22 protein-coding genes are annotated in these 22,299 nt (G+C 67.6%); 16 read left to right on the top strand and 6 right to left on the bottom strand.

Translation table 11 applies throughout. The annotated features are described in order from the left end of the window. Window positions 1-6 precede the first annotated feature (6 nt). The 7 genes from AC3QLZ_RS07300 to AC3QLZ_RS07270 all read left to right on the top strand — a co-directional run bounded on the left by AC3QLZ_RS07300 (window position 7) and on the right by AC3QLZ_RS07270 (window position 6,664). Window positions 7-663: a LutC/YkgG family protein gene (locus tag AC3QLZ_RS07300; protein ID WP_014235248.1), complete on the top strand. Its 657-nt coding sequence runs from the start codon at window positions 7-9 to the stop codon at window positions 661-663. Between the two features lie 3 nt (window positions 664-666). Next, complete coding sequence (gene dtd / locus AC3QLZ_RS07295) at window positions 667-1,137, top strand: D-aminoacyl-tRNA deacylase (RefSeq protein WP_014235247.1); 471 nt, start codon at window positions 667-669, stop codon at window positions 1,135-1,137. A gap of 106 nt (window positions 1,138-1,243) precedes the next feature. Then, a complete protein-coding gene (gene hemA, locus AC3QLZ_RS07290; RefSeq protein ID WP_043798505.1) occupies window positions 1,244-2,509 on the top strand; it encodes a glutamyl-tRNA reductase in 1,266 nt (421 codons plus the stop codon). Between the two features lie 61 nt (window positions 2,510-2,570). Then, window positions 2,571-3,668, top strand: coding sequence for a peptide chain release factor 1 (prfA, locus tag AC3QLZ_RS07285; protein ID WP_014235245.1), 1,098 nt, complete (start codon window positions 2,571-2,573; stop codon window positions 3,666-3,668). A 1-nt stretch (window position 3,669) separates the two neighbouring features. Further along, on the top strand, window positions 3,670-4,515 hold the full coding sequence (prmC, locus tag AC3QLZ_RS07280) for a peptide chain release factor N(5)-glutamine methyltransferase (RefSeq protein WP_014235244.1): 846 nt from the start codon (window positions 3,670-3,672) through the stop codon (window positions 4,513-4,515). A 31-nt stretch (window positions 4,516-4,546) separates the two neighbouring features. After that, a complete protein-coding gene (gene grxD, locus AC3QLZ_RS07275; protein WP_014235243.1) occupies window positions 4,547-4,867 on the top strand; it encodes a Grx4 family monothiol glutaredoxin in 321 nt (106 codons plus the stop codon). Between the two features lie 153 nt (window positions 4,868-5,020). Continuing rightward, complete coding sequence (locus AC3QLZ_RS07270) at window positions 5,021-6,664, top strand: methyl-accepting chemotaxis protein (RefSeq protein ID WP_014235242.1); 1,644 nt, start codon at window positions 5,021-5,023, stop codon at window positions 6,662-6,664. Between the two features lie 42 nt (window positions 6,665-6,706). On the opposite strand, the gene AC3QLZ_RS07265 is transcribed toward AC3QLZ_RS07270, so the two are convergent. Continuing rightward, window positions 6,707-7,066: a carboxymuconolactone decarboxylase family protein gene (locus AC3QLZ_RS07265; RefSeq protein ID WP_014235241.1), complete on the bottom strand. Its 360-nt coding sequence runs from the start codon at window positions 7,064-7,066 to the stop codon at window positions 6,707-6,709. 116 nt (window positions 7,067-7,182) lie between these two features. On the opposite strand from AC3QLZ_RS07265, the gene AC3QLZ_RS07260 reads away from it, so the two are divergent. From AC3QLZ_RS07260 to AC3QLZ_RS07250, 3 genes are all read left to right on the top strand, one after another. Further along, window positions 7,183-7,677: a hypothetical protein gene (locus AC3QLZ_RS07260; RefSeq protein ID WP_014235240.1), complete on the top strand. Its 495-nt coding sequence runs from the start codon at window positions 7,183-7,185 to the stop codon at window positions 7,675-7,677. A gap of 203 nt (window positions 7,678-7,880) precedes the next feature. Further along, window positions 7,881-9,320, top strand: a complete 1,440-nt coding sequence (locus AC3QLZ_RS07255) for an ammonium transporter (protein ID WP_014235239.1) — start codon at window positions 7,881-7,883, stop codon at window positions 9,318-9,320. 13 nt (window positions 9,321-9,333) lie between these two features. Further along, on the top strand, window positions 9,334-9,597 hold the full coding sequence (locus AC3QLZ_RS07250; RefSeq protein WP_014235238.1) for a hypothetical protein: 264 nt from the start codon (window positions 9,334-9,336) through the stop codon (window positions 9,595-9,597). Between the two features lie 21 nt (window positions 9,598-9,618). On the opposite strand, the gene AC3QLZ_RS07245 is transcribed toward AC3QLZ_RS07250, so the two are convergent. Both AC3QLZ_RS07245 and argH read right to left on the bottom strand, forming a co-directional pair. Beyond that, entirely contained in the window at window positions 9,619-10,929 is a 1,311-nt protein-coding gene (locus AC3QLZ_RS07245) for a protein kinase domain-containing protein (RefSeq protein ID WP_202945983.1), read from the bottom strand. A gap of 127 nt (window positions 10,930-11,056) precedes the next feature. Then, window positions 11,057-12,442: an argininosuccinate lyase gene (argH, locus tag AC3QLZ_RS07240; RefSeq protein ID WP_014235236.1), complete on the bottom strand. Its 1,386-nt coding sequence runs from the start codon at window positions 12,440-12,442 to the stop codon at window positions 11,057-11,059. A 119-nt stretch (window positions 12,443-12,561) separates the two neighbouring features. On the opposite strand from argH, the gene AC3QLZ_RS07235 reads away from it, so the two are divergent. Both AC3QLZ_RS07235 and AC3QLZ_RS07230 read left to right on the top strand, forming a co-directional pair. After that, a complete protein-coding gene (locus AC3QLZ_RS07235) occupies window positions 12,562-13,581 on the top strand; it encodes a sensor histidine kinase (RefSeq protein ID WP_235832420.1) in 1,020 nt (339 codons plus the stop codon). Then, window positions 13,578-14,363, top strand: coding sequence for a LytR/AlgR family response regulator transcription factor (locus AC3QLZ_RS07230; RefSeq protein ID WP_014235234.1), 786 nt, complete (start codon window positions 13,578-13,580; stop codon window positions 14,361-14,363). The genes AC3QLZ_RS07235 and AC3QLZ_RS07230 overlap by 4 nt, the downstream gene beginning before the upstream one ends. 551 nt (window positions 14,364-14,914) lie before the next feature. Here the strand turns inward: AC3QLZ_RS07230 and AC3QLZ_RS07225 are convergent. Beyond that, the gene (locus tag AC3QLZ_RS07225; RefSeq protein ID WP_014235232.1) at window positions 14,915-15,991 is read right to left on the bottom strand and encodes a M48 family metallopeptidase; all 1,077 of its coding nucleotides are present in this window, start codon (window positions 15,989-15,991) and stop codon (window positions 14,915-14,917) included. A 149-nt stretch (window positions 15,992-16,140) separates the two neighbouring features. Between AC3QLZ_RS07225 and AC3QLZ_RS07220 the strand changes: the two genes are divergently transcribed. Then, the gene (locus AC3QLZ_RS07220; protein ID WP_014235231.1) at window positions 16,141-16,917 is read left to right on the top strand and encodes a ferritin-like domain-containing protein; all 777 of its coding nucleotides are present in this window, start codon (window positions 16,141-16,143) and stop codon (window positions 16,915-16,917) included. 252 nt (window positions 16,918-17,169) lie between these two features. After that, window positions 17,170-18,600 (top strand): aldehyde dehydrogenase family protein, encoded by a 1,431-nt coding sequence (locus AC3QLZ_RS07215; RefSeq protein WP_014235230.1) that lies wholly within the window; start codon window positions 17,170-17,172, stop codon window positions 18,598-18,600. Between the two features lie 64 nt (window positions 18,601-18,664). Here the strand turns inward: AC3QLZ_RS07215 and AC3QLZ_RS07210 are convergent, their stop codons facing one another. Next, window positions 18,665-19,159, bottom strand: a complete 495-nt coding sequence (locus tag AC3QLZ_RS07210) for an HPP family protein (protein ID WP_014235229.1) — start codon at window positions 19,157-19,159, stop codon at window positions 18,665-18,667. 107 nt (window positions 19,160-19,266) lie between these two features. Between AC3QLZ_RS07210 and AC3QLZ_RS07205 the strand changes: the two genes are divergently transcribed. Together AC3QLZ_RS07205 and AC3QLZ_RS07200 are read left to right on the top strand one after the other, a co-directional pair. After that, window positions 19,267-19,857 carry a TetR/AcrR family transcriptional regulator gene (locus AC3QLZ_RS07205; protein WP_014235228.1) on the top strand — a complete coding sequence of 197 codons (591 nt, stop codon included), beginning with the start codon at window positions 19,267-19,269 and terminating at the stop codon, window positions 19,855-19,857. A 359-nt stretch (window positions 19,858-20,216) separates the two neighbouring features. Next, a complete protein-coding gene (locus AC3QLZ_RS07200; RefSeq protein WP_014235227.1) occupies window positions 20,217-20,666 on the top strand; it encodes a GreA/GreB family elongation factor in 450 nt (149 codons plus the stop codon). Between the two features lie 45 nt (window positions 20,667-20,711). On the opposite strand, the gene AC3QLZ_RS07195 is transcribed toward AC3QLZ_RS07200, so the two are convergent. Continuing rightward, window positions 20,712-22,178 (bottom strand): 3'-5' exonuclease family protein, encoded by a 1,467-nt coding sequence (locus AC3QLZ_RS07195; RefSeq protein WP_014235226.1) that lies wholly within the window; start codon window positions 22,176-22,178, stop codon window positions 20,712-20,714. Between the last annotated feature and the right edge of the window lie 121 nt (window positions 22,179-22,299).

Genomic DNA, 22,299 nt, shown 5'->3' with positions numbered 1-22,299 from the left:
GTTTCCATGTCCGCCCGCAACGACATTCTCAACCGCGTGCGCCTGCGACTTGGCGCCGACGAGGCCGAAGCCCGCAAGCAGCGGGTCGCCGCCGTCCTGGCCGCCCGCCCCGGCCAGCGCCAGGGCCCTCGGCCGACGGAACGCGCCGACCTGCTGGGCGAGTTCCGCCGCCGCGCCGAAGCCCTGGCCAGCACGGTGGACGTGGTCTCCGGCTGGGCCGACGCCCCGGCTGCCCTGGCCCGTTACCTGGCGGCCAAGGATTTGCCGCGCCAGGGCGTGGCCTGGCCCGCCCTGGCCCATCTGGACTGGGCCGCAGCCGGCCTGGAGATCAGGATCGGCGCGGCCCGCGGCGACGACCGCCTGGGCCTCACCACCTGCTACTGCGCCATCGCCGAAACCGGCACCCTGATGCTGCTGGGCGAAGTGGACAACCACGGCGTCACCAGCCTGCTGCCGGAAACCCACGTCGCCCTGGTGCCGGCCTCCAGCCTGGTGTGGGGCATGGAGGAGGGCTGGGCCCGCCTGCGCGCCGAGCGGGGAGCGCCGCCCCGGGCCGTCAATTTCGTTTCCGGTCCGTCCCGCACCGGCGATATCGAGCAGACCCTGGTGCTGGGCGCCCACGGCCCCTACCGGGTGCACCTGATCCTGCTGCAGGACGCCTGACCCATGCGGGTGGTGCTGCAACGGGTGAGCCGGGCCGCGGTGCGGGTGGAGGGGCAGGTGGTGGGCCAGATCGGCCCCGGCCTACTGCTGCTGGTGGGTATCGAGACGGCCGACGCGGTCGAGCCGGAGGCCACCGCCGCCGGCATGGAGTGGCTGGTGGGCAAGCTGTTGCGCCTGCGCATCTTTGCCGACGCCGAGGGCGTCATGAACCGCAGCCTGGAGGAGGTGGGCGGCGAGGTGCTGGCGGTGAGCCAGTTCACTCTGTTCGCCTCGACGCGTAAGGGCAACCGGCCCTCCTGGAGCCGGGCGGCGGCTCCCCAGGCGGCCGAGCCCCTCTTCGCTCGCTTTGTCGCCCTGCTGCAGGAGCGCCTGGGGCGGCCGGTGGCCACGGGCGTCTTCGGCGCCGACATGGCGGTGAGCCTGGACAACGACGGCCCCGTGACCCTGGTGCTGGACAGCCGCCAGCCGGAGTGAGCATGACAGGCGGGAATCGGCTCCGCTCTTGATGTTCATCAGAAAAGCCCCCTCCGGGGCCGGTGTTATAATCCGCTCCAGATTTTCTTCAGCCCCCTCCATGTCCCTGGCCCTTTTCACTCTCGGTATCAACCATCACTCGGCGCCCGTCTCCGTGCGCGAGCAGGTGGCGTTTCACGCCGAAACCCTGAGCGAGGCCCTGGCCGGGCTGGTGCGGGCCAAGCCGGTGAAGGAGGCGGCGATCCTCTCCACCTGCAACCGCACCGAGCTGTACTGCGCCACGGAGACGCCGGAAGCCGCCGCCGACTGGCTGGCCGAATACCATCGCCTGCCCCGCAGCACCATCCAGCCCTACCTGTATACCCTGCCCCAGCCCGAGGCCGTGCGCCATGCCTTCCGCGTCGCCTCCGGCCTGGACTCCATGGTCATCGGCGAACCCCAGATCCTGGGCCAGATGAAGGATGCGGTGCGGGTGGCGGAAGAGGCGGGCACCCTGGGCACCATGCTCAACAAGCTGTTCCAGCGCTCCTTCGCCGTGGCCAAGGAAGTGCGCAGCACCACCGCCATCGGCGCCAACATCGTCTCCATGGCCGCTGCCGGCGTGCATCTGGCCGAGCGCATCTTCGAATCCGTGGCCGACCAGCGCATTCTCTTCATCGGCGCCGGCGAAATGATCGAGCTGTGCGCCACCCACTTCGCGGCCCAGAAGCCCAAGCAGGTGACCATCGCCAACCGCACCGTGGAGCGGGGCCAGGCCCTGGCCGACCGGCTGGCGGCGGACGGCATCCCCACCACCGCCATCCGCCTCGACGCCCTGGCCGAGCATCTGCCCCAGTACGACATCGTCGTCTCCTGCACCGCCAGCCCCCTGCCCATTATCGGCCTGGGCATGATGGAGCGCACCGTCAAGGCCCGCCGCCACAAGCCCGTGTTCATGGTGGACCTGGCCGTGCCCCGGGACATCGAATCCGAGGTGGGGGAACTGGACGACGTCTTCCTGTACACCGTGGACGATCTGGCCCAGGTGGTGGAAGCGGGCCTGGAATCCCGCCAGGCCGCCGTGGTGGAGGCCGAATCCATCATCACCACCCAGGTGGGCCAGTTCCTGCACTGGCTGGACACCCGGGACAGCGTGCCGGTGATCCGCGCCCTGCGCGACTCCGCCGAGCGCATGCGGCGCCACGAGATGGAACATGCCCTGAAGCTCCTGGCCAAGGGCGAGAATCCGGAAAAGGTGCTGGAAGCCCTGTCCCAGCGCCTCACCAACAAGTTCCTGCACGCCCCCACCCAGGTCCTCGGCCAGGCCGGGGAGGAGCGGGGCGAACTGCAGCACCTCATCACCCGTCTCTTCCACCTGCATCACGGCGAGTAGGGCCCGCGGGCGCCCGGCGCCCGTCCCCATGCCGTGGGTGGCTGTCGCCTACTGATTGCCCATGAAACCCAGCATCCGCGAAAAGCTCGACCAACTGACCCGCCGCCTCGAAGAGGTGGATGCCCTGCTCTCCAGCGAGGAAGCGGCCAAGGACATGGACCAGTTCCGCAAGCTGTCCAAGGAGCGGGCCGAGCTGGAGCCGGTGGTGAGCCTCTATGGCGCCTTCCGCCAGGCCGAGGCCGATCTGGCGGCGGCCCAGGAAATGCTGGCCGATCCGGACATGAAGGAACTGGCGGAAGAGGAAGTGGAAGCCGCCAAGGCCCGCCTGCCGGAACTGGAACTGGACCTGCAGAAGCTGCTGCTGCCCCGGGACCCCAACGACGAGCGCAACATCTTCCTGGAAATCCGCGCCGGCACCGGCGGCGACGAATCGGCCCTGTTCGCCGCCGACCTCTTCCGCATGTACAGCCGCTACGCCGAGCGCCAGCGCTGGCAGGTGGAAGTGGTTTCCGCCAACGAGTCGGACCTGGGGGGCTACAAGGAAGTGATCGTGCGTATTGCCGGCAATGCCGCCGGCCTCGGCGCCTATTCCAAGCTCAAGTTCGAGTCCGGCGGCCACCGGGTGCAGCGGGTGCCGGCCACCGAAACCCAGGGCCGCATCCATACCTCCGCCTGCACCGTGGCGGTGATGCCCGAGGTGGACGAGGTGGCCGACGTGGAGCTGAATCCGGCGGACCTGCGCATCGACACCTACCGGGCCTCCGGCGCCGGCGGCCAGCACATCAACAAGACCGACTCCGCCGTGCGCGTCACCCACCTGCCCACCGGCATCGTCGCCGAGTGCCAGGACGGCCGCTCCCAGCACGCCAACAAGGCCTCGGCCCTGAAGGTGCTGGCGGCCCGCATCAAGGACGTGCAGGTGCGCGAGCAGCAGGCCAAGGAGGCCGCCACGCGCAAGAGCCTGGTGGGCTCCGGCGACCGTTCCGAGCGCATCCGCACCTACAACTTCCCCCAGGGGCGCATCACCGACCACCGCATCAACCTGACCCTGTACAAGATCGACCAGATCATGGACGGGGACCTGGAAGAACTGACCGGCGCCCTCCTGGCTGAACACCAGGCCGAACAGCTGGCCGCCCTGGCCGAAGAACAGGGCTGAGATGGCGGCCGCGAGCGGCAGCGCCGGCCTCACCCGGCGCCAGGCGGTGGACCAGGTGCGGCGCCGCATCGCCCCCCTGGATGCGCGGTTGCTGCTGCAGCATTGCCTGGGCATCAGCCACGTGGAATTCCTCACCCGCCCCGACGAGCCCCTGGCCGCCGCCGATTCCGAGGCCTTCATGGCCCTGGTCATGCGCCGGGAGCGGGGCGAACCCCTGGCCTACCTCACCGGCGAGCGGGAGTTTTTCAGCCGCAGCTTCAAGGTGACGCCCGACGTGCTGATCCCCCGGCCCGACACCGAGTTGCTGGTGCTGCAGGCCCTGGAGCGCCTCAAGCCCCTGGCCTGGCCCCGGGTGGTGGACCTGGGCACGGGCAGCGGCGCCATCGCCGTCAGCATTGCCTGCGAGTGGCCCGAGGCCAAGGTGACGGCGGTGGATGTGTCCCCCGCCGCCCTGGCGGTGGCCCGGGAGAATGCCGAGCGTCTCGGTGCCCGGGTCGAGTTCCGCCACAGCGACTGGTTCACCGGCCTGGCGGGGGAACAGTTCGAACTGATCGTCTCCAACCCGCCCTATGTGGCGGCCCAGGACCCGCACCTCTCCCAGAACGGCCTGCCCTTCGAGCCCAACGGGGCCCTCACCGACGGCGGCGACGGACTTTCCTGCCTGCGCGCCATCATCGAGGGGGCGCCCGCCCACCTGGTGCCCGGCGGCTGGCTGCTGCTGGAACACGGCTACGACCAGGCAGAAAAAGTCCGCGAACTTCTCGGCGCCGGCGGGTTCAAAGAGGTCACTTCCTGGAGCGACCTGGCCGGCATCGAGCGGGTCAGCGGCGGCAGGCTGCCAGATTAACCAACCGATTCAACGACTGGAGTTTAGAAGCGTGGATGCACAACAAGTGATCAAGGAACAGGTGACCGGCAATCCGGTGGTGCTGTACATGAAGGGCACCCCCCAGTTCCCCCAGTGCGGCTTTTCCGCCACCGCCGTGCAGATTCTCAAGGCCTGCGGCGTGAACCAGTTCTACAGCGTGAACGTGCTGGAGAACCCGGAAATCCGCCAGGGCATCAAGGATTACGCCAACTGGCCGACCATCCCCCAGCTCTACATCAAGGGCGAATTCGTCGGCGGCTGCGACATCATGCGCGAGATGTTCCAGGCCGGCGAACTGCAGCAGATGCTGGAAGGCGTGGCCCAGGCCTGAGCCTGTTCCGCTCCGTTCCCCGCAACGCCGCGCTTCGCAAGGAGGGCGGCGTTTTCATTGGTGCCGCCTTTAGTGCCCGGAATTGATCTGGGTTATGTTTTTGTATTATTCCAAAGTGCTAAATGGGCCCTTCCAAAAATAGGAGGGGACAACATGGCACGCAAGCTGACGGTGGGAGGGCGGCTGGCCCTGGGCTTCGGGATCTTTTCCCTGATCCTGACGGCCGCGGTCCTGGTGGCGCTGCAGGCCCTGGCCCGGGTGAACGAGCAGGTGGAGAAGATGGCCGCCAAGGACTGGCAGAAGGTGGAGATGGCCAAGGACATTGCCTACGCTGCCAACGATGTGGCCCGCACCGTGTTCTCCCTGTTCCACGACACCTCCCGCCTGGCCGAGCAGAAACAGAAAATCGTCGGCTACCGGGACATGGTGAACCAGCGCCTGGACATCCTGGAAAAGCTGCTCTACCGCCCCAAGGGCAAGCAGTTGGTGGCCGACTTGAAGACCAAGCGCCTGGCCTTTGCCGGCACCTATCCGAAGGTCCTGGAACTGCTGGAAGCCGGGCGGCGGGAAGAGGCCAGCCGCCTCTTCGCCAGCGAGGGCATGCCCCAGCTGGAAGCCTACGTGCAGGCCGTGGATGCCTTCGTTGCCTTCCAGGGCGAGCTGTTCGAGGAATCCGCCGTCACGGCCCGGGAGGTCTACGCCCAGGCCCGCAACCTGATGCTGGTCTTCCTGGCGGCCGCCATCGTCCTGGCCACGGCCCTGGCGTTGTGGATCATCCGCAGCGTCACCCGGCCCCTGGGGGGGGAGCCCGAGGAGGCCAAGGCCCTGGTGCAGCGCCTGGCCGAGGGTGACCTCAGTGCCGACCTGCGCCTGCATCCCCAGGACCGGGGCGACAGCCTGATGGCCGCCCTGGCCACCATGCGCAACAGCCTGCGGGCCATGGTGGGCGAGATTCAGGGCAATGCAGGGGAGGTGTCCGAGGCAGCGCGGGACTTGTCGGTGAATTCGGTGCAGTTGGCCCAGAGCTCGGCGACCCAGAGCGAAGCCACGGCTGCCATGGCGGCGGCGGTGGAACAGGTGACGGTGAGCATCGCCCAGGTCAGCGACAGCGCCAGCCATACCCATGCCATTTCCGACAGTACCGGCCAGCTTTCCGGCGACGGCCACGACGTCATTCTGCGCACCGTAGCGGAGATGCAGGCCGTGGCGGTGGCGGTGGGCGGCGCGGCCCGCTCCATCGAGGCCATGGGCAGCCGCTCCGAGCAGATTTCCAGCGTGGTCCAGGTGATCCGCATGGTGGCCGAGCAGACCAATCTGCTGGCCCTCAATGCGGCCATCGAGGCAGCCCGGGCCGGGGAGGCAGGGCGGGGCTTCGCCGTGGTGGCGGACGAGGTGCGCAAGCTGGCGGAACGGACCGCCCTGGCCACCACGGAAATCAGCGACATGATCGCCGGCGTCCAGGATGCCGCCCGGGAGGCGGTGGACGCCATGGGCGGGGCCACGGCCCGGGTCGAGCAGGGCGTCGCCATGGCCGAGCAGGCCAGCGACTCCATGCAGGCCATCCGCAGCAGTTCCCAGGAAGTGGTGGCGGCGGTCAATACCATCGCCGACGCCCTGCGGGAGCAGAAGCATGCCGGCGGCGATATTTCCGCCAATGTGGAAAAGGTGGCCCAGATGGTGGAGGAAAACAGCGCCGCCACCCACGAAGCGGCCGATACGGCGCGGCGCCTGGAAGCCCTGGCCCAGGCCCTGCACCAGACCTTGCGGCGCTTCCGCCTGGAAGCGCACTCCGCCTAGGCCTGAGTGCCGTCCGAGGCGGCCGGAAGCTCCTCCGGAGGCTCAGGCGGCGGGTTGCAGCTTGGCCGTCAGTTCCTCGTAGGCCCGTACCGCCTCGGCGGCATACATCAGGGTGGGGCCGCCGCCCATGTAGGCACAGATGCCCAGGGTTTCCATCAGCTGTTCCTTGGTCACGCCGAGGCGGATCAGGGCCTTCACGTGGAAGCCGATACAGGCGTCGCAGCGGCTGGCGACGCCGATGGCCAGGGCGATCAGCTCCTTGTGCAGCTCGTCGATGGCCCCGCCCTGGAGGGCGCCCTTGGCCATGGCGTTGAAGCCCTGCATGGTGTCCGGGATTTCCTTGCGCAGGGTGGCGAGAGCCTTGGAAACGTCGCCGGTGATGGTGGTGAAGGACTTGCTCATGGCTGCTCCTGATATATGAGGTTTTTCTGATATTCCAAGTATGGGCAGGGCCGGGCGCCCTGTATGTGACCTGGGTCACCTTGCCCTGCCGGGCCGACTGGTTCATGCTTCGATTCATGCGTCCAATCCTCCTCATCCTTCTGCTGCCCCTGTTCCTGGCTGCCTGCGGCGGCCAGCCCCTGCGCCCCGGCGAAACCTCCCGCGATCAGGTGGTGGCCGCCTGGGGGGCGCCCACCGTGCGCTTCCCCGAGGCCGACGGCGGCGAGCGCCTGCTCTACGCCACCGCCCCCCTGGGTTTCGTCACCCGGGTGCTGGTCTTCGCTCCGGACGGCAAGTTGCGCTCCCTGCACAATGCCCTGGTGGAGGAAGAGTTCGCCAAGGTGCGGGCCGGCGAGGACGGCAAGGAGGAAATCCTGCGCCGCTTCGGACCGCCGACCTGGGTGCAGTTCTTCGAGTGGCGCAATGAGCTGGTGTGGGAATGGCGCTACTGCGACGTGTGGGCCATGCCGGCCCGCTTCAACGTGCTGTTTGATGGTTCCACCGGTATCGTGCGCAGTACCCTGACCGTGCGCGAGGATACCTGGCGCCTGCCCAGCTATTGCAGCCGCTGACGGCAGCCGGGGCGGCTATCCCGGTGCGCCCGCCTGCGGCGCTGCACCAGCCTTGGGCAGCCCCTGTTCCCGGAGTGATTTGGAGGTGGTTGGGTAAGTGTCTGATGCGACGCAATAAATTGTTTTGGCATGGCCGGGTGATTGAATTGGCATAAGGTTTGCAGGAGTGCATCCATTCGAAAAATTAAATGAATGGAGAGCACATGCGACCGCCCGCGTTTTCCCCGCTGTTGACCGTCCTGAGCAAGCTGCCGCCTCTGTTTCTGCTGCGCTGGCTCGTTTCCCTGTCCCTCTTCCTTTCCGTCGGCACGCCGGCCCTGGCCCAGTATTCGGATACCGTGGGCCTGGCGCCCGGGGCCATGATTGCCCAGGCCAGCGAAGTGCCGCCCGCCGAGCCGGCCCCCCCGGCACTGGCCGTGGTGGCTGAGAAGGTGCCCCTGCCGGTCCATGCCGACGGGGCCAACACGGCCTGGATGCTGACCTCCTCGACCCTGGTGCTGCTCATGACCCTGCCCGGGGTGGCCCTGTTCTACGCCGGCATGGTGCGCAAGAAGAACGTGCTGTCCACCATGACCCAGGTCTTTGCCGTGGCCGCCGTGGTCACCCTGACCTGGATGGCCCTCGGCTACACCCTGGCCCTGCGTCCCGGCAGCGCTTTCGTCGGCGGCATGGACCGGCTGCTGCTGCATGGTCTCAGCCTGGACGGCCTGGCCGGCGTCAGCGAGGCGCCCATCCCGGAAACCGTCTATTTCATGTTCCAGCTGACCTTCGCCATCATCACCACGGCCCTGGTGGTGGGGGCTTTTGCCGAGCGCATGCGCTTTTCCGCCCTGCTGCTGTTTGCCGCCCTGTGGTCCCTCGCCGTCTATGCCCCGGTGGCCCACTGGGTGTGGGAGCCGGATGGCTGGCTGGCCCGGATGGGGGTGCTGGATTACGCCGGCGGCACGGTGGTGCACGTCAATGCGGGGGTGGCCGGCCTGGTGGCAGCCATCCTCATCGGCAAGCGCCTGGGCTACGGCAGCGAACCCATGATGCCCCATAGCCTGGCCTTCTCCGTGGTGGGGGCGGCCCTGTTGTGGGTCGGCTGGTTCGGCTTCAACGCCGGTTCGGCCCTGGCGGCCGATTCCCGGGCCGGCATGGCCATGCTGGTGACCCAGGTGGCCTCGGCTGCCGCCGCCATGTCCTGGATGGTGGTGGAGTGGGTGGTGCGGGGCCGGCCCAGCGCCCTGGGCATCATTTCCGGCGCCGTCGGCGGCCTGGTGGCGGTGACTCCGGCTTCCGGTTTCGTCGAGCCCAGCGGCGCTTTCTTCATCGGCATTGCCGGCGGCCTCACCTGCTATGTGGGGGCCACGGCCCTGAAGCGGGTCTTCGGCTACGACGACTCCCTCGACGTGTTCGGTATCCACGCCGTGGGCGGCATCGTCGGCGCCCTGATGACCGGCGTCTTCGCCAGTCCGGCCATCGGCGGCGCTCACGGTTCGGTGCTGAAGCAGCTGCTGGGTGTCAGCGCCACCGCCCTCTTCAGCGCCGTGGCCACGGCCGCCGTGCTGGTGGTGGTGAGCCTGCTGGTGGGCCTGCGGGTGGAGGAGGATGAGGAGCGTGACGGCCTCGACATTTCCCAGCACGGCGAGCATCTGGAATGAGGACGCAACGGCCATGAGCAGCGACAGTGAAATATTCGCCCTGATCGGGCGCATCCACGTACTGATGCGGCGCAGCCTCAACCGCATCACCGATGTGGATTACATGAAGGAAAACAAGGAATACGCCCGGGCCATCGTGGCCCTGGCCGAAGGCTCGGGCCAGGAGGAACTGGCCCAGCTGGCGGGCAAGCTGCGCCAGGCCATGGCGCTGGACCCGGCCGAGCCTGTGGCTGCGGCCCCGGAGCCCAAGGCCAAGTACCTGTTCACCCTGCGTTAGGGCGGGGCGACCGGAAGGCGCCTAGAAGGCGGCGAGGCGGGCGTTGGCCAGGGCCAGGCGGCTGGCCAGCACTTCCAGGAAGGACTGGTAGAAGTGCATGCGGCAGGTTTCCGACGCCTTGTGCAGGGCTTCGCCCTTGACCGTGACGATCTTGGCCTGGGTCAGGGCCACCACGTCGGCGCCCCGGGTCTTGTGGCCGCCGGCGATGACCGCCATCTCGCCGAAGCAGTCGCCGGCGGTAAGCAGGTTGAGGATCTTGCCGCCCTTGGTCACCTTCAGTTCCCCTTCTGCCAGGAAGCAGAAGAAGTCGCCCTTTTCGCCATCGCGCATGATGACGTCTCCCGGCGTCACCTTGTCCCAGCGGGAGAAGCGCAGCACTTCCCAGATCTCCACGTCGGAGAAGCCGGCGAAGAAGGGCAGGGCGCGCAGGGTGTCGAATTTCTCCGTGTCGGCGAACTCGTCCTGCCGGGCCTGCAGCTGCTTGTTGCGCACCGCCTGGGCCAGGTCGTGGGCGAATTCCTCCCAGGTGGCGTAGCGGTCGTCCAGGTCCTTGGCCATGGCCTTCTGCACGATGGCCTCCAGGGCCGGCGGCAGGTCGTGGCGCAACTGGCCGGGTGGCGTCGGTGCCAGATGGATGATCTGGTACACCATGTTGTAGTTGGTGCTGGCCTGGAAGGGCAGCTGGCCGGTGAGCATCTGGTACATCACCACGCCCAGGGAATAGATGTCGGTGCGGTGGTCCAGGGGCTGTTCCTTGACCTGCTGGGGCGACATGTAGGCCGGGGAGCCGATGCCCGAGACCTGGGTGCGGTCGGTGCCGGCGGTGAGGGCGGCGCCGAAGTCGGAAATCTTGATGTCGCCGGAGAAGCCCCGGGCGTCCGATTCGGCCAGGAGGATGTTGGCCGGCTTGATGTCCCGGTGGGTGATGCCGAGGCGGAAGGCGAAATCCAGGGCCCGGGTGCATTTGAAGATGATCTCCACCACCCGCTCCACCGGCAGCAGCTTGGCGGGGTCGCAGAAATCCTCCAGGGTGCCGCCGGGCACGTACTCCATGACGATGTAGGCCAGGTTCTCCTCCACCACCGCATCATAGATCTGCACGATGTGGGGATGGTTGAGCTTGCCGGCGAGGGAGGCCTCGTTGAGGAAGAGGTGGGAGTAGAGCTTGCCCCGTTCCGGGTCCTTGAGGACTTCGGGAAAGGCCAGCTTGACCGCCACGTCGCGGTCGGCGAAGGAATCGTGGGCGAGGAACACGGTGCTGGTGGCACCGCGGCCCAGTTCCCGGATGACGTCGTACTTGCCGATCTTTTCCATGGGACGGTCAGGCTCCATGTTTGTTATTGCAGGCGGCGACAGCTGAAGCGGGATGAGGCAGGTGAGGCGGAATGCGGGCGGGGACTGCTTGCCCCGCTGCTCCGCCGGGGCGGCGGAGCAGCGCTGTGTTGCTATTGTCGCTAGCTTACACCCGGGCCTTGGCCCGGGCGATGGCGGCCTTGACCTGTTCGGGGGCGGTGCCGCCGATGTGGTTGCGGGCGGCCAGGGAGCCTTCGATGGTCAGACAGGTGGCCACGTCGCTCTGCACCAGGGGAGAGAAGGCCTGCAGCTCGGCCAGGGTGAGGTCGGCCAGGTCCTTGCCTTGGGTCTCGGCGGCCTTGACGGCGGCGCCGACGACTTCGTGGGCTTCGCGGAAGGGCAGGCCCTTCTTCACCAGGTAGTCGGCCAGGTCGGTGGCGGTGGCAAAACCTTCGGCCAGGGCGCCGCGCATGCGCTCGGGCCGGGCCTCGATGCCGCCCATCATGTCGGCGAAGATGCGCAGGGTGTCGATGACCGTATCGGCGGCGTCGAACAGGGGTTCCTTGTCTTCCTGGTTGTCCTTGTTGTAGGCCAGGGGCTGGCCCTTCATCAGGGTCAGCATGGAGATGAGGCTGCCGTTCACCCGGCCGGTCTTGCCCCGGGCCAGTTCCGGCACGTCCGGGTTCTTCTTCTGGGGCATGATGGAAGAGCCGGTGCAGAAGCGGTCGGCGATCTTGACGTAGCCGAAACGGGGGTTCATCCACAGCACCAGTTCTTCCGAGAGGCGGGAGAAGTGGGTCATCAGCAGGGAGGCGGCGGCACAGAATTCAATGCCGAAGTCCCGGTCGGAAACGGCATCCAGGGAATTTTCGCAGACGCCGTCGAAGCCCAGCTGGGCGGCGACGAATTCCCGGTCGATGGGGTAGGTGGTGCCGGCCAGGGCGGCGGCGCCCAGGGGCAGGCGGTTCACCCGCTTGCGACAGTCGAGGAAGCGCTCCTTGTCCCGCTGGGTCATCTCGAAGTAGGCCAGCAGATGGTGGCCGAAGGTCACCGGCTGGGCCACCTGCAGGTGGGTGGAACCGGGCATGGGGGTGGCGGCTTCCTTCTCGGCCAGGACCAGCAGGGCGGTCTGGAAAGCCTTGATCAGTTCGACGATGGAGTCGATGGTGTCGCGCAGCCAGAGGCGGATGTCGGTGGCCACCTGGTCGTTGCGGGAGCGGCCGGTGTGCAGGCGCTTGCCGGCGTCGCCCACCAGGGTGGTGAGGCGCTTTTCGATATTGAGGTGCACGTCCTCCAGGTCCAGGGACCATTCGAACTTGCCGGATTCGATCTCCTCCACGATCTGGGCCATGCCCTTCTCGATGTCGGCCAGGTCGGCGGCGGCGATGATGCCCTGCTTGGCCAGCATGCGGGCGTGGGCCAGGGAGCCGTTGATGTCCTGGCGCCACAGGCGCTGGTCGAAATCGACGGAGGCGGTGTAGCGCTTGACCAGGTCGGACATGGGCTCGGAGAAACGGCCGGCCCAGGTGTAGGAGGAGTTCTGTTGGGTCATGATATGTGGGAAACTTGGGACGAATTTGAGGCAAACCGGAGCAAAGTGGCGCAAAGCTGGAATTTCGCCGCCATTTGCCAGGAAAAGCCGCTGAAAACTGCACGGAAAGCGCAAATAAGTTGGCAAGTATAAAGCAAAACCCCGCTGCCCATCCCCTGCCGGACTGCCGCAATCTGGGCGTCATGCTGCGCATCCTGCTGGGGGCCAACCTGCTGGTGGCCGCCGCTGCCCTGCTGCTGGCGCCCCGTCTGGAGGACTGGCCCCAGCGCCTGGTGGAGCTGGCCACCTGGTGCGAGCCCCTGCTGCTGTCCACCCTGGGCCTGCTGGCCCTGGGCCGGGACTGGCTGTGGCGCCTCAAGCCCCGGGCCGGCCAGGCCCTGGTGCTGTTGCTGGTGATGGCCCAGGCCCTGCTGTTCTTCGACTTCTGGCGTTTCATGGGCCTCATCGAGGGCGGCTGGGGCGCTGCCCTGCGGGCGGCCCTGCTGGCGGCGGCGGCGACCCTGCCCCTGCTCCTCTATTTCAGCCTGCGGGCCCGGGCCTTCTCCCCCGCCGTGGCCGAGGCCCGCCTGCAGGCCCTGACCGCCCGCATCCGTCCCCACTTCCTCTTCAACAGCCTCAACGCCGTGCTCTCCCTCATCCGCCAGGACCCGCGGCGGGCCGAGACGGCCCTGGAGGAGCTGGCCGACCTGTTTCGCGCCCTGATGCGGGATGCCCGCAATCTCTCGCCCCTGTCCGACGAAATTGCCCTCTGCCGCCAGTACCTGGGGCTGGAAAAGCTGCGCCTGGGCGAGCGGCTTAAGGTGGAGTGGGACATTGTGGACGTGCCCGACGACGCCCTGGTGCCGCCCCTGATGCTGCAGCCCCTGCTGGAGAACGCCGTCTACCACGGCATCGAGCCCGGGGAGGGCAGCGGCACCATCCATATCGGTTTTTCCCGTCAGGGCGACGCCATGGTGGCGGAACTGACCAATCCCTGTCCCCCGGGCCAGGGTCACCATGCCGGCAACCGCATGGCACTGGCCAACATCCGGGAGCGCCTGGACCTCTACTACGACCTGGAGGCGCGCCTGGAAAGCAGCGAACAGAACGGCACCTACCGGGTGCGCATCACCCTTCCCCTGCGGAGACCGTTGCCATGACCGAGCCCACGCCCGCCCCTCTCAGCATCGTCCTGGTGGACGACGAAGCGCCGGCCCGCCGGCGCATGGGCACCCTGCTGGAGGACCTGGCCCTGGAACTGCCGACCCGGGTGGTGGGGGAGGCCGGCGACGGCGAAGCGGCCCTGGAACTGATCCAGCAGGTGCAGCCCGACGTGGTGCTGGTGGACATCCGCATGCCCAAGATGGACGGCCTGGAGCTGGCCCGCCACCTGGCCGGCCTGCCGCGGCCGCCGGCGGTGATCTTCGCCACCGCCTACGACAGCCATGCCGTCCAGGCCTTCGACCTCAATGCGGTGGATTACCTGCTCAAGCCGGTGCGTCTGGCCCGCCTCCAGGCCGCCCTGGAAAAGGCCCGGCTGGTGGGTCCCCTCACCGCCGAACGTCTGGCCAAGGTGCGCCAGGAGTCCGGCCAGGGCGCCCGCCGCCATTTCTCCTGCCACGAACGGGGCCGCATCCTGCTGGTGCCGGTGCAGGAGGTGCTCTATCTCAAGGCCGATCTCAAATACGTCACCGCCCGCACCCGGGAGCGGGAATACCTGCTGGACGAGGCCCTCACCCATCTGGAACAGGAGTTCGCCGAGCGCTTCATCCGCCTGCACCGCAGCGTGCTGGTGGCCAAGGACGCCCTGGCCGGCTTCGAGCGGGGCCAGGGGGACGGGGAAGAGGGCGGTGAACAGTGGCTGGCCCTGCTCAAGGAAGTGCCGGAAAAACTGCCGGTGAGCCGCCGCCAGTGGGCGACGGTGAAGCAGTACGCCAAGTAGGCGGTGTTTGGCGTGGGCGGCGAATCGCGCCGGTGATTTTGTACCTGACCGGCTGCCATGGTCTTTTGCTGCTGCCGGGGCTGTTCTGCCCCTCCGGCCTGGATTAGCCCCTGGGCCTGGACTTCTTGCGGCCGCTTAAAAACTGAAGGCCACGGCGCCGGCACAGAAGGCCAGTACCGCCAGCAGCAACGCCTGGGTGTAGTTGCGGTGTGCTTTCAGCTTTTTCAGGATCGTGTCGATCTCGTTGCCGTTCATGCCTAACTCCAAGTAATCAGCGGGCACAGAGGGTTTAGCAAGGGGCATGCCTGGGGGACGCATATTTTGGTTTCTCGGCAAACCAAAGGCTGGAGTGGTTCTGTTTCCTTGCCCGCATTCATGTCCATATCCATGTAGTGGTCAGTTGGCAGGTGATTTAAGTGCCAGGTTGTCTTGGAAATCAAAGCCGTCCATGCACCGTTGCTGTGCATGGACGGCTTTGACTACATACGCCTGTTCCGAGATGGTATGCAGCGCTTACCTTTTGTCTCAGGAAGTAGAAAGTGCTGCAGGTATCAGTTGCCGGACGGAAGCGGCGTCTCGGTGAGGGTTTCCCGTTCCGGGTGTAGCGGGTTGCCGTTGGTGCGTTTCGCGGCTATTTCCTTGCTGGTGGCTTCCAGTGCCAGGAATCGACTGGCGGTATCCGGATGGGAGGTGCCGTGGCCAATGGCTTGCGGATGCTCTACTGCCATACGGCGCCAGAAATTCGGGGCGTTATCAACGTCGAAGCCGGCTCGGGCCGCATAATAAAGACCGACATAATCCGCTTCCGACTCAAAGCCTTGGCTAAAGGCCATGGAGCCAAGATCACCGGCGAGCCGGGTGACATCTACCCCTGTGCCAACAGAAATAACTGCCCCGAGTAGGGCGCCCAGTAGACTGTTGTTTCGCTTTTTGTCGAGGTGCCCCATGGTGTTGTGGGCCAACTCGTGTCCCAGTACGAGGCCCAGTTCGTTGTCGTCCTGGGCAAAGCGCATCATGCCGCTGGTCAGGATGATCTGTTTGCCGTCTGCATAGGCATTGACGGCATCGTTATCCACGACCGTAACCGGATAGGCGCAAGCCTTGACCGGCGTCAGCTGAGCTTCGATTTCCTTCTCTCCACGTTGAATCCTGATGGCTGTTGCTTCACCTGCTTCCAGGGACCTCATCGCTGCATCAAGTGCTTCCTGCACCGAGTCGGATTGGCTAAAAGTACGGTTTTCAATAGAGAGAATTCGATCCCCGGGTTGTACGCCAGCTAATTGGGCGGGAGATTGGGGGGCTACATTGGTGACCAGAGGTGCAGGGCCTTTGCCTATGATCTTGGTGGCCGAGCGTGACCATTCATCCTTGTACATGCCGTTGTGGATCAGACGCATGCCTGTACTGGGTTTGACTTGCTTCTCGCAGAGATCTGCTGCTCCCGTGAGGATCCGGAAAGCCACGGCATCTGCCCGTTCCTGACGCTTCAGACGTTCCTTGAAAGCCATGTCCCGTTGCAGCTCTTTTTCAGCCGATGTCTTTTGATCGTCGACGGCTGGGCGACGCGTGACAGGGGCACATGCGGAAACGCACAGGCAGACAAATAAAACCGTGATGAAATGACGCATGACTGATTCCCTTTGGTTTTGTGTGCGGTGAATTATGCCTTTTGGTTTTTTGTTCGGCTAGCTTGTATCGCAGAACTGCAGGGGGAACTGCCAAGTGCGCTTTTCCAATTGATGAGAGAATTCCGGTCTTTCCTTAACCCTTTTTTCCCATGCTCCGCCAGCAAGCCCTCGCCGCCCTGATGCTCGATACCGTGCCCGCCAAGGTGGCGGCGGTGCTGGCCCTCGATCCGGCGGGGCCGGTGGCGCCGGGCCTGCGGCTTGTGCCTTCCGCGCCCCTGCCGGGGCGGCCACCGCGGCCCGCGCTGGTGCCGCCGGCCGAAGTGCCGCGCCGTTCCCTGCACACGGCGGAGGGACGGGCCGCCCTGCTGCACGCCATCGCCCATATCGAGTTCAACGCCATCGACCTGGCCCTGGACATCGTCTGGCGCTTCCCCGATCTGCCCGAGGACTTTTACCGGGACTGGCTGCGCATCGCCCGGGAGGAGGCCCAGCACTTCACCCTGGTGGACGATCACCTGCGCACCCTGGGCTACGCCTACGGCGACTTTGCGGCCCACCGGGGCCTGTGGGACATGGCGGAGAAGACGGCGGACGACGTGCTGGCCCGCCTGGCCCTGGTGCCCCGGGCCATGGAAGCCCGGGGGCTGGATGTGAACCGGGGCATCCGCGACAAGCTGGTGCAGGCTGGGGAGGTCGCCGCCGGCCCGATCCTGGATGTCATCCTGCGGGACGAGATCGGCCATGTGGCGGCGGGCAACCGCTGGTATCGCCACGTCTGCCGCGAGCGGGGCCTGGAGCCCCTGGCGGCGGAGGCTGAACTGGCGGCCCGCTACGGCGCCCCCAAGGTGCGGGGGCCCTTCAACCTGGAGGCGCGGCGGGCGGCCGGCTTCGATGCGGCGGAACTGGCGGCCCTGGTCGCGCGCTGATCTGGCCTTGCTGAAGCCCGGGCCGGCCTGCCGCAGGCGATGGCCTGGGAGCCAGCAACGGCGGCCATCTCCGCCATGCCATGCCCGGGATGGCCGTCCTTCCTGCCTCCTGGCGGCATGCTTCGCTGCTGCCCTTGCCACTTCCTGCACCGGCTCCGCCCTGCCTTAGAATCCGGGAGTGGGTCCGGCGCGCGTCTGCCCCGATCGGCCCCGTCGGGCCCACGCCAGAAAACCAGAAGAGGAGACTTCCCCATGCAGCAGCATTCCCGTTTCTACATCGGCGGCCAGTGGGTCGCCCCCGACGGCAACGCCTTCATCGACGTGGAGAATCCGGCCACCGAGACGGTCATCGCCCGGGTGCCGGAAGGCACGGCCACCGACGCCGACCGGGCAGCCCGGGCCGCGGCGGCCGCCTTTCCCGCCTGGGCCGCCCTCTCCGGGGCGGAGCGGGGCGCCTTCCTGCAGAAGATCGCCGATGGCCTCAAGGCCCGACAGGATGAGCTGGGCCGCCTCATCGCCAGCGAGGTGGGCATGCCGGTGAAACTGGCCACCCGGGTTCAGGCCGGCAATCCCATCTTCACCTTCGCCGCCTGCGCCCGCATCGCCGCCGAGGGTTTCGCCGAGGAGCGCATCGGTCAGTCCCTGGTGCTGAAGGTGCCCACCGGTCCGGTGGCCTGCATCACGCCCTGGAACTTCCCCCTGCACCAGATCGCCGCCAAGGTCGGCGCCGCCCTGGCCGCCGGCTGCACGGTGGTCTTGAAGCCCTCGGAAGTGGCGCCCCTCAACGCCTTTCTCCTGGCCGAGGTGATCGAGGCGGCGGGCCTGCCTGCCGGCGTCTTCAATCTGGTCACCGGCTACGGCCCGGTGGTGGGCGAGGCCCTGGCCGCCCATCCGGCCCTGGCGGCCGTCTCCTTCACCGGCAGTACGGCCGCCGGCAAACGGGTGGCGGCGGTGGCGGCGGCCACGGTGAAGCGGGTGTCCCTGGAGCTGGGCGGCAAGTCCGCCTCCGTGGTGCTGCCGGATGCGGATCTGGCGGCGGCGGTGAAGGGCACGGTGGCCGGCTGCTTCCTCAATTCCGGCCAGGCCTGCTCGGCCCTGACCCGGCTGCTGGTGCCGCAAGAGCGTTACGCCGAGGCTGCTGCCCTGGCGGTGCAGGCCGCGGCGGCCTACACCCTGGGCGATCCCTTGGCGGAGGGCAGCCGTCTCGGTCCCCTGGTTTCCGGCCTGCAGCGGCAGCGGGTGCGGGCCATGATCGAGCAGGCCGTGGCCGACGGCGCCGAGCTGCTGTGCGGCGGCAGCGCCGCGCCGGAAGGCTTGCCCACCGGCTACTACGTGCGGCCCACGGTGTTCGGCCGGGTGCGGCCCGATGCCGCCCTGGCCCGGGAGGAGGTGTTCGGCCCGGTGCTGGCCATCCTCACCTACCGGGACGAGGCGGAGGCCGAGGCCATCGCCAACGGCACCGACTACGGCCTGGCGGCTGCCGTGTGGTCCGCCGAGGAAGCCCGGGCCCTGGCCTTCGCCCGCCGCCTGCGGGCCGGCCAGGTGGACATCAATGGCGCCTTCTTCAACCTGCTGGCGCCCTTCGGCGGCTTCAAGCAGTCCGGCTACGGCCGGGAGCTGGGGCGCCACGGGGTGGAGGACTTCCTGGAAACCCAGTCCATCCAGCTGCCCCAGCGGCAATAGGGCCTCTGTCGCCGCGGGCCGGCCAGGCGCGGGGCAGGTGCCCCGGCCCTGGCCGCCTCCGGCCTCAATACCAGTACTTGGGATAGCTGCCCCGCTGCCGGGCGTTGTTGACCGCCAGGGCGCAGGCGACGATGACCAGGGCGCCCAGCAGTACCGGGCTGAAGAGAAAGCCCAGGGCCGGCTTGGTCGCCAGGACCAGCAGCGGATTGGCGCCAGCGGGGGCGTGCACCGTGCGCGTCCATTGCATCAGGCCCAGGGCCAGCCCCACCGCCAGGGCCGAGGCCAGCCAGCCGTCCCCCAGGGTATGCAGCACCGCCAGGCCGACGGCGGTGGCCAGAAGATGGCCGCCGACGATGTTGCGCGGCTGGGCCAGGGGGCTGTCGGGCAGGCCGAAGGCCAGCACGCAGGTGGCGCCGAAGGGCGCCATGAGCCAGGGAGTGCCGCTCCACAGGCTGAGTCCGGCGATGCTGCCGATGGCCACGGCGGCACCGAGCATGGAAATGGCGATATAGGCCAGGGGTGGCGCGGGCGGCGCCTTGGCGGCGGACAACGGGAGCATGGCATTCCTCGGGGATTGATGTAGACAGGTCTGTATATTGTGCAAGACAGATCTGTCTGTCAATGTGGCACCATTCCGTTTTTCAGCCACCGCTTCCTGGAGTGCCCATGTCCGACACACTGCTGGCCCCGTCCGACGATCCCAACCCGGAAGGGGCCCGGGCCCGCATCCTGGAAACCGCTTCCCGGCTCTTCTACCAGCACGGCCTGCGGGGCGTCGGCATCGACCGCATCATTGCCGAGTCTGGCGTGGCAAAGATGAGCTTCTACCGCCACTTCCCGGCCAAGGACGACCTCATCCGGGCTTACCTGGAAGGGCGTCACCGGCGCTGGCTGGCCGGCTTCCAGGCCCGTCTGGCGGCCCGGCCGCCGGAACTGGCCGCCGTTGTCGACATCCTGCTGGCCTGGGCGGCGGAGCCGGACTACCGGGGCTGCGCCTTCATCAACGCGGTGGCGGAAGTGGGGGAGGGCATCGCCGGTGTCGCCGCCATTGCCCGGGCCCACAAGGATGACCTGCAGCGCCTCCTGGCCGAGTGGCTGGCCCCCCGCCTGGGCGAGCGGGCCCCCATGGCGGCCCGCTGCGCCATGGTGGTGGTGGAAGGGTTGATCGTGCGCAGCCAGATGGGCGAAGGCGAACTGCTGGCCAACGACGGGCGCTGGCTGTTGCAGCGTGTTGAAGCGGAGTTTGGCACCGAATAGTCCGTATATCGACGTAAGTGCTTGGCTGACTACCCCCGGCCAGGGGTTGGGCTAGACTGGCGCCATCATCTTTGTGCCCCATATTGGTGCAGCCATCATGCCGTCAGCTTTTTTTGCCGCCATTTTCTTCCGGGGCGCCCGCCGTGGCGAGGCCCGGATGGCGGCTGCGCGGCAGCCGGCGGTGCAGTCCGGGTGGGGCGGCCGGCGTTTCCCGGCCTGTCTCCCGCCGGCCCGGTAGCGCTGCCGAGACGGCCGCTGCCGGGCGTGTTGCCGGTTTCACCCTGTACCCCATTCCCCGATTTTTACTGTTTGTTGCCGCGCCGACCCTCGAGCCGGACGGCCTGTCGTGAGGAGCTGCCATGCCCCAATCCCAAACCGCCCAGATTTCCCCCGCCCCGGGAGCCCTGATCATTTCCGCCCTGGACCAGGAGCGCCTGGTGGGGCTGATCGAACGCCTCTACCTGCGGGACCAGAGCATCCACGTTTCCGCCGGCACCGTGCTGCGCCGTCTGCGGGCCGCCAACCCGGTGCCGCCGGAAGCCATCCCGCCCAACCTGGTGACCATGAATTCCACCGTGGTGCTGAGCGACGCCGACAGCGGCCGCCGCCGGGAAGTGACCCTGGTCTATCCGGAAGACCACGATCCGGACGAGGGCTGCTGGTCGGTGCTGTGCCCCCTCGGTTCGGCCATTTTCGGCCTGCGCGTCGGCGACCCGGTGCGCCTGGAGATGGAAGGCTGGAGCGAAGGCCGCTGGATCATTGCCGACCTGCCCTTCCAGCCGGAAGCCCGGGGCTGGCTGACCATGTGAGGCCTGCGGCCCAGTCGTAGAAAAGGCGCCCGCGGGCGCCTTTTTTCATGCCGGCTGCACGGGCGGCGTCAGTTCCCGGACCTCCACCGCCCCCTGGGCGATGGCCTTGTTGATCAGGCGGTAGGTCTCCTGGTCGAAGGCGGCGGGGCGGCTGCCCTGCTGCTGCAGGATTTCCCACACCTGCTCTTCCCGCTGGGCGGTACCCAGGTAGGCCCAATGGTCCACCACGTGCAGGTCGGTGGTGGAACTGAAGTCGTCCTTTTCCACCAGGCCGATGGGGCCGGCGTAAGGCCATTCCTTCACCTTGAGCTTGGCCAGGGCCGCCATCAGGCGGGCGCTGTGCTGGCTGAGGCTTTCCTTGCCGCAGCAGGCGCCCTTGCAGTTGTGCATCTGGTGGCCGAAACAGGGCTTGCCCGGGCGCTGCTTCTCCAGGCCCAGGAGGACGTGGCACAGGTGGTGGGCGTCGCCGATCTTCTTCAGGCTGTTGCGGGCTTCCTTGGCCGAGTTGAAGAGGCCGTAGAGGTCCGGGCTGCGGCCGAAGTCCAGTTCGTCGGCCAGCACCAGGCGGGGACGGAAGTCGCCGGGAGCCTCCTGCACCAGCTGCCAGGCGCACAGCTCGCCGCCCTTCTTCTGGTGCCGGTTGAGGCTGGGGCGGTGGGCCTGCAGCAGCTTGGCCTCCAGCAGCATGGCGCCCAGTTCGCCGGCGGTCTCCCGCCATTCCACCCGGTATACCTGGGCGGCCATGGCCGTATCCCGGGCGTCCTTCTGGTCGCCGGAGAAGTGGGAGAAGACCCGCTGCCGCAGGTTGCTGCTCTTGCCGATGTAGAGAGGCTCGCCGTCCGCCTTCTGGCCGTACAGCAGATAGACACCGGGCAGTTCCGGCAGGTCGTCCAGGGCTTCCGGCGGCAGGTGGGGTGGCAGCTTGGGGCGCTGGGTCAGGGTCTCCACGGCGGCCCAGATGGGTTCGGGGGCGTACTTGCCGTGCAGGCGGTCCCAGAACTGGTGGATCAGGCGGGCGTCGGAGAGGGCCCGGTGCCGGTGCTCGTCGTAGAGGCCGTGGCGTTCCACCAGGGCGTCCAGGCTGTGGCGGTGGTGCTGGGGCTCCAGCTTGCGCGACAGTTTGACGGTGCACAGCACGGTGGCGTGGAACTTGAGGCCCAGGCGGCGGAATTCGTTTTTGAGGAAGCCGTAGTCGAAGCGGGCGTTGTGGGCCACGAAAAGGCGTCCCTTGAGGCGCCCCAGCACCTCTTCGGCCAGGTCGGCGAAGGGCGGCGCGTCGGCCACCATCTCGTCGCTGATGTTGGTCAGGCCCTGGATGAAGGGCGGGATGGGAATGCCCGGATTGACCAGGCTGCTCCACTGGGTCACGCCGGCGGCCGAGACCTCGACGATGCCGATTTCGGTGATGCGGTCCCGCACCGGGTTGGCGCCGGTGGTCTCCAGGTCCACGAACACCAAAGGTTCGCGGAAAGGGGCTGGGGCGGGGGGAGAGGCGAGGGGCTGGTCGGCCATGCAGGGCACCGGGGCTGAGCGGGGGGTGAAGTCTAGCCCTCTCGCCCGGGGGCGACAATACGTGCCGCCGCTGCGCCCCCACCCGTTACAAGCCGTTACCCCGGGGCGGCGAAGGCCCCAT

It is taken from the genome of Azospira sp. MPR-LB4, from assembly GCF_058809525.1.
Note: the sequence above shows the minus strand (reverse complement) of the source record. Positions and strands in the feature narration are given on the sequence as shown.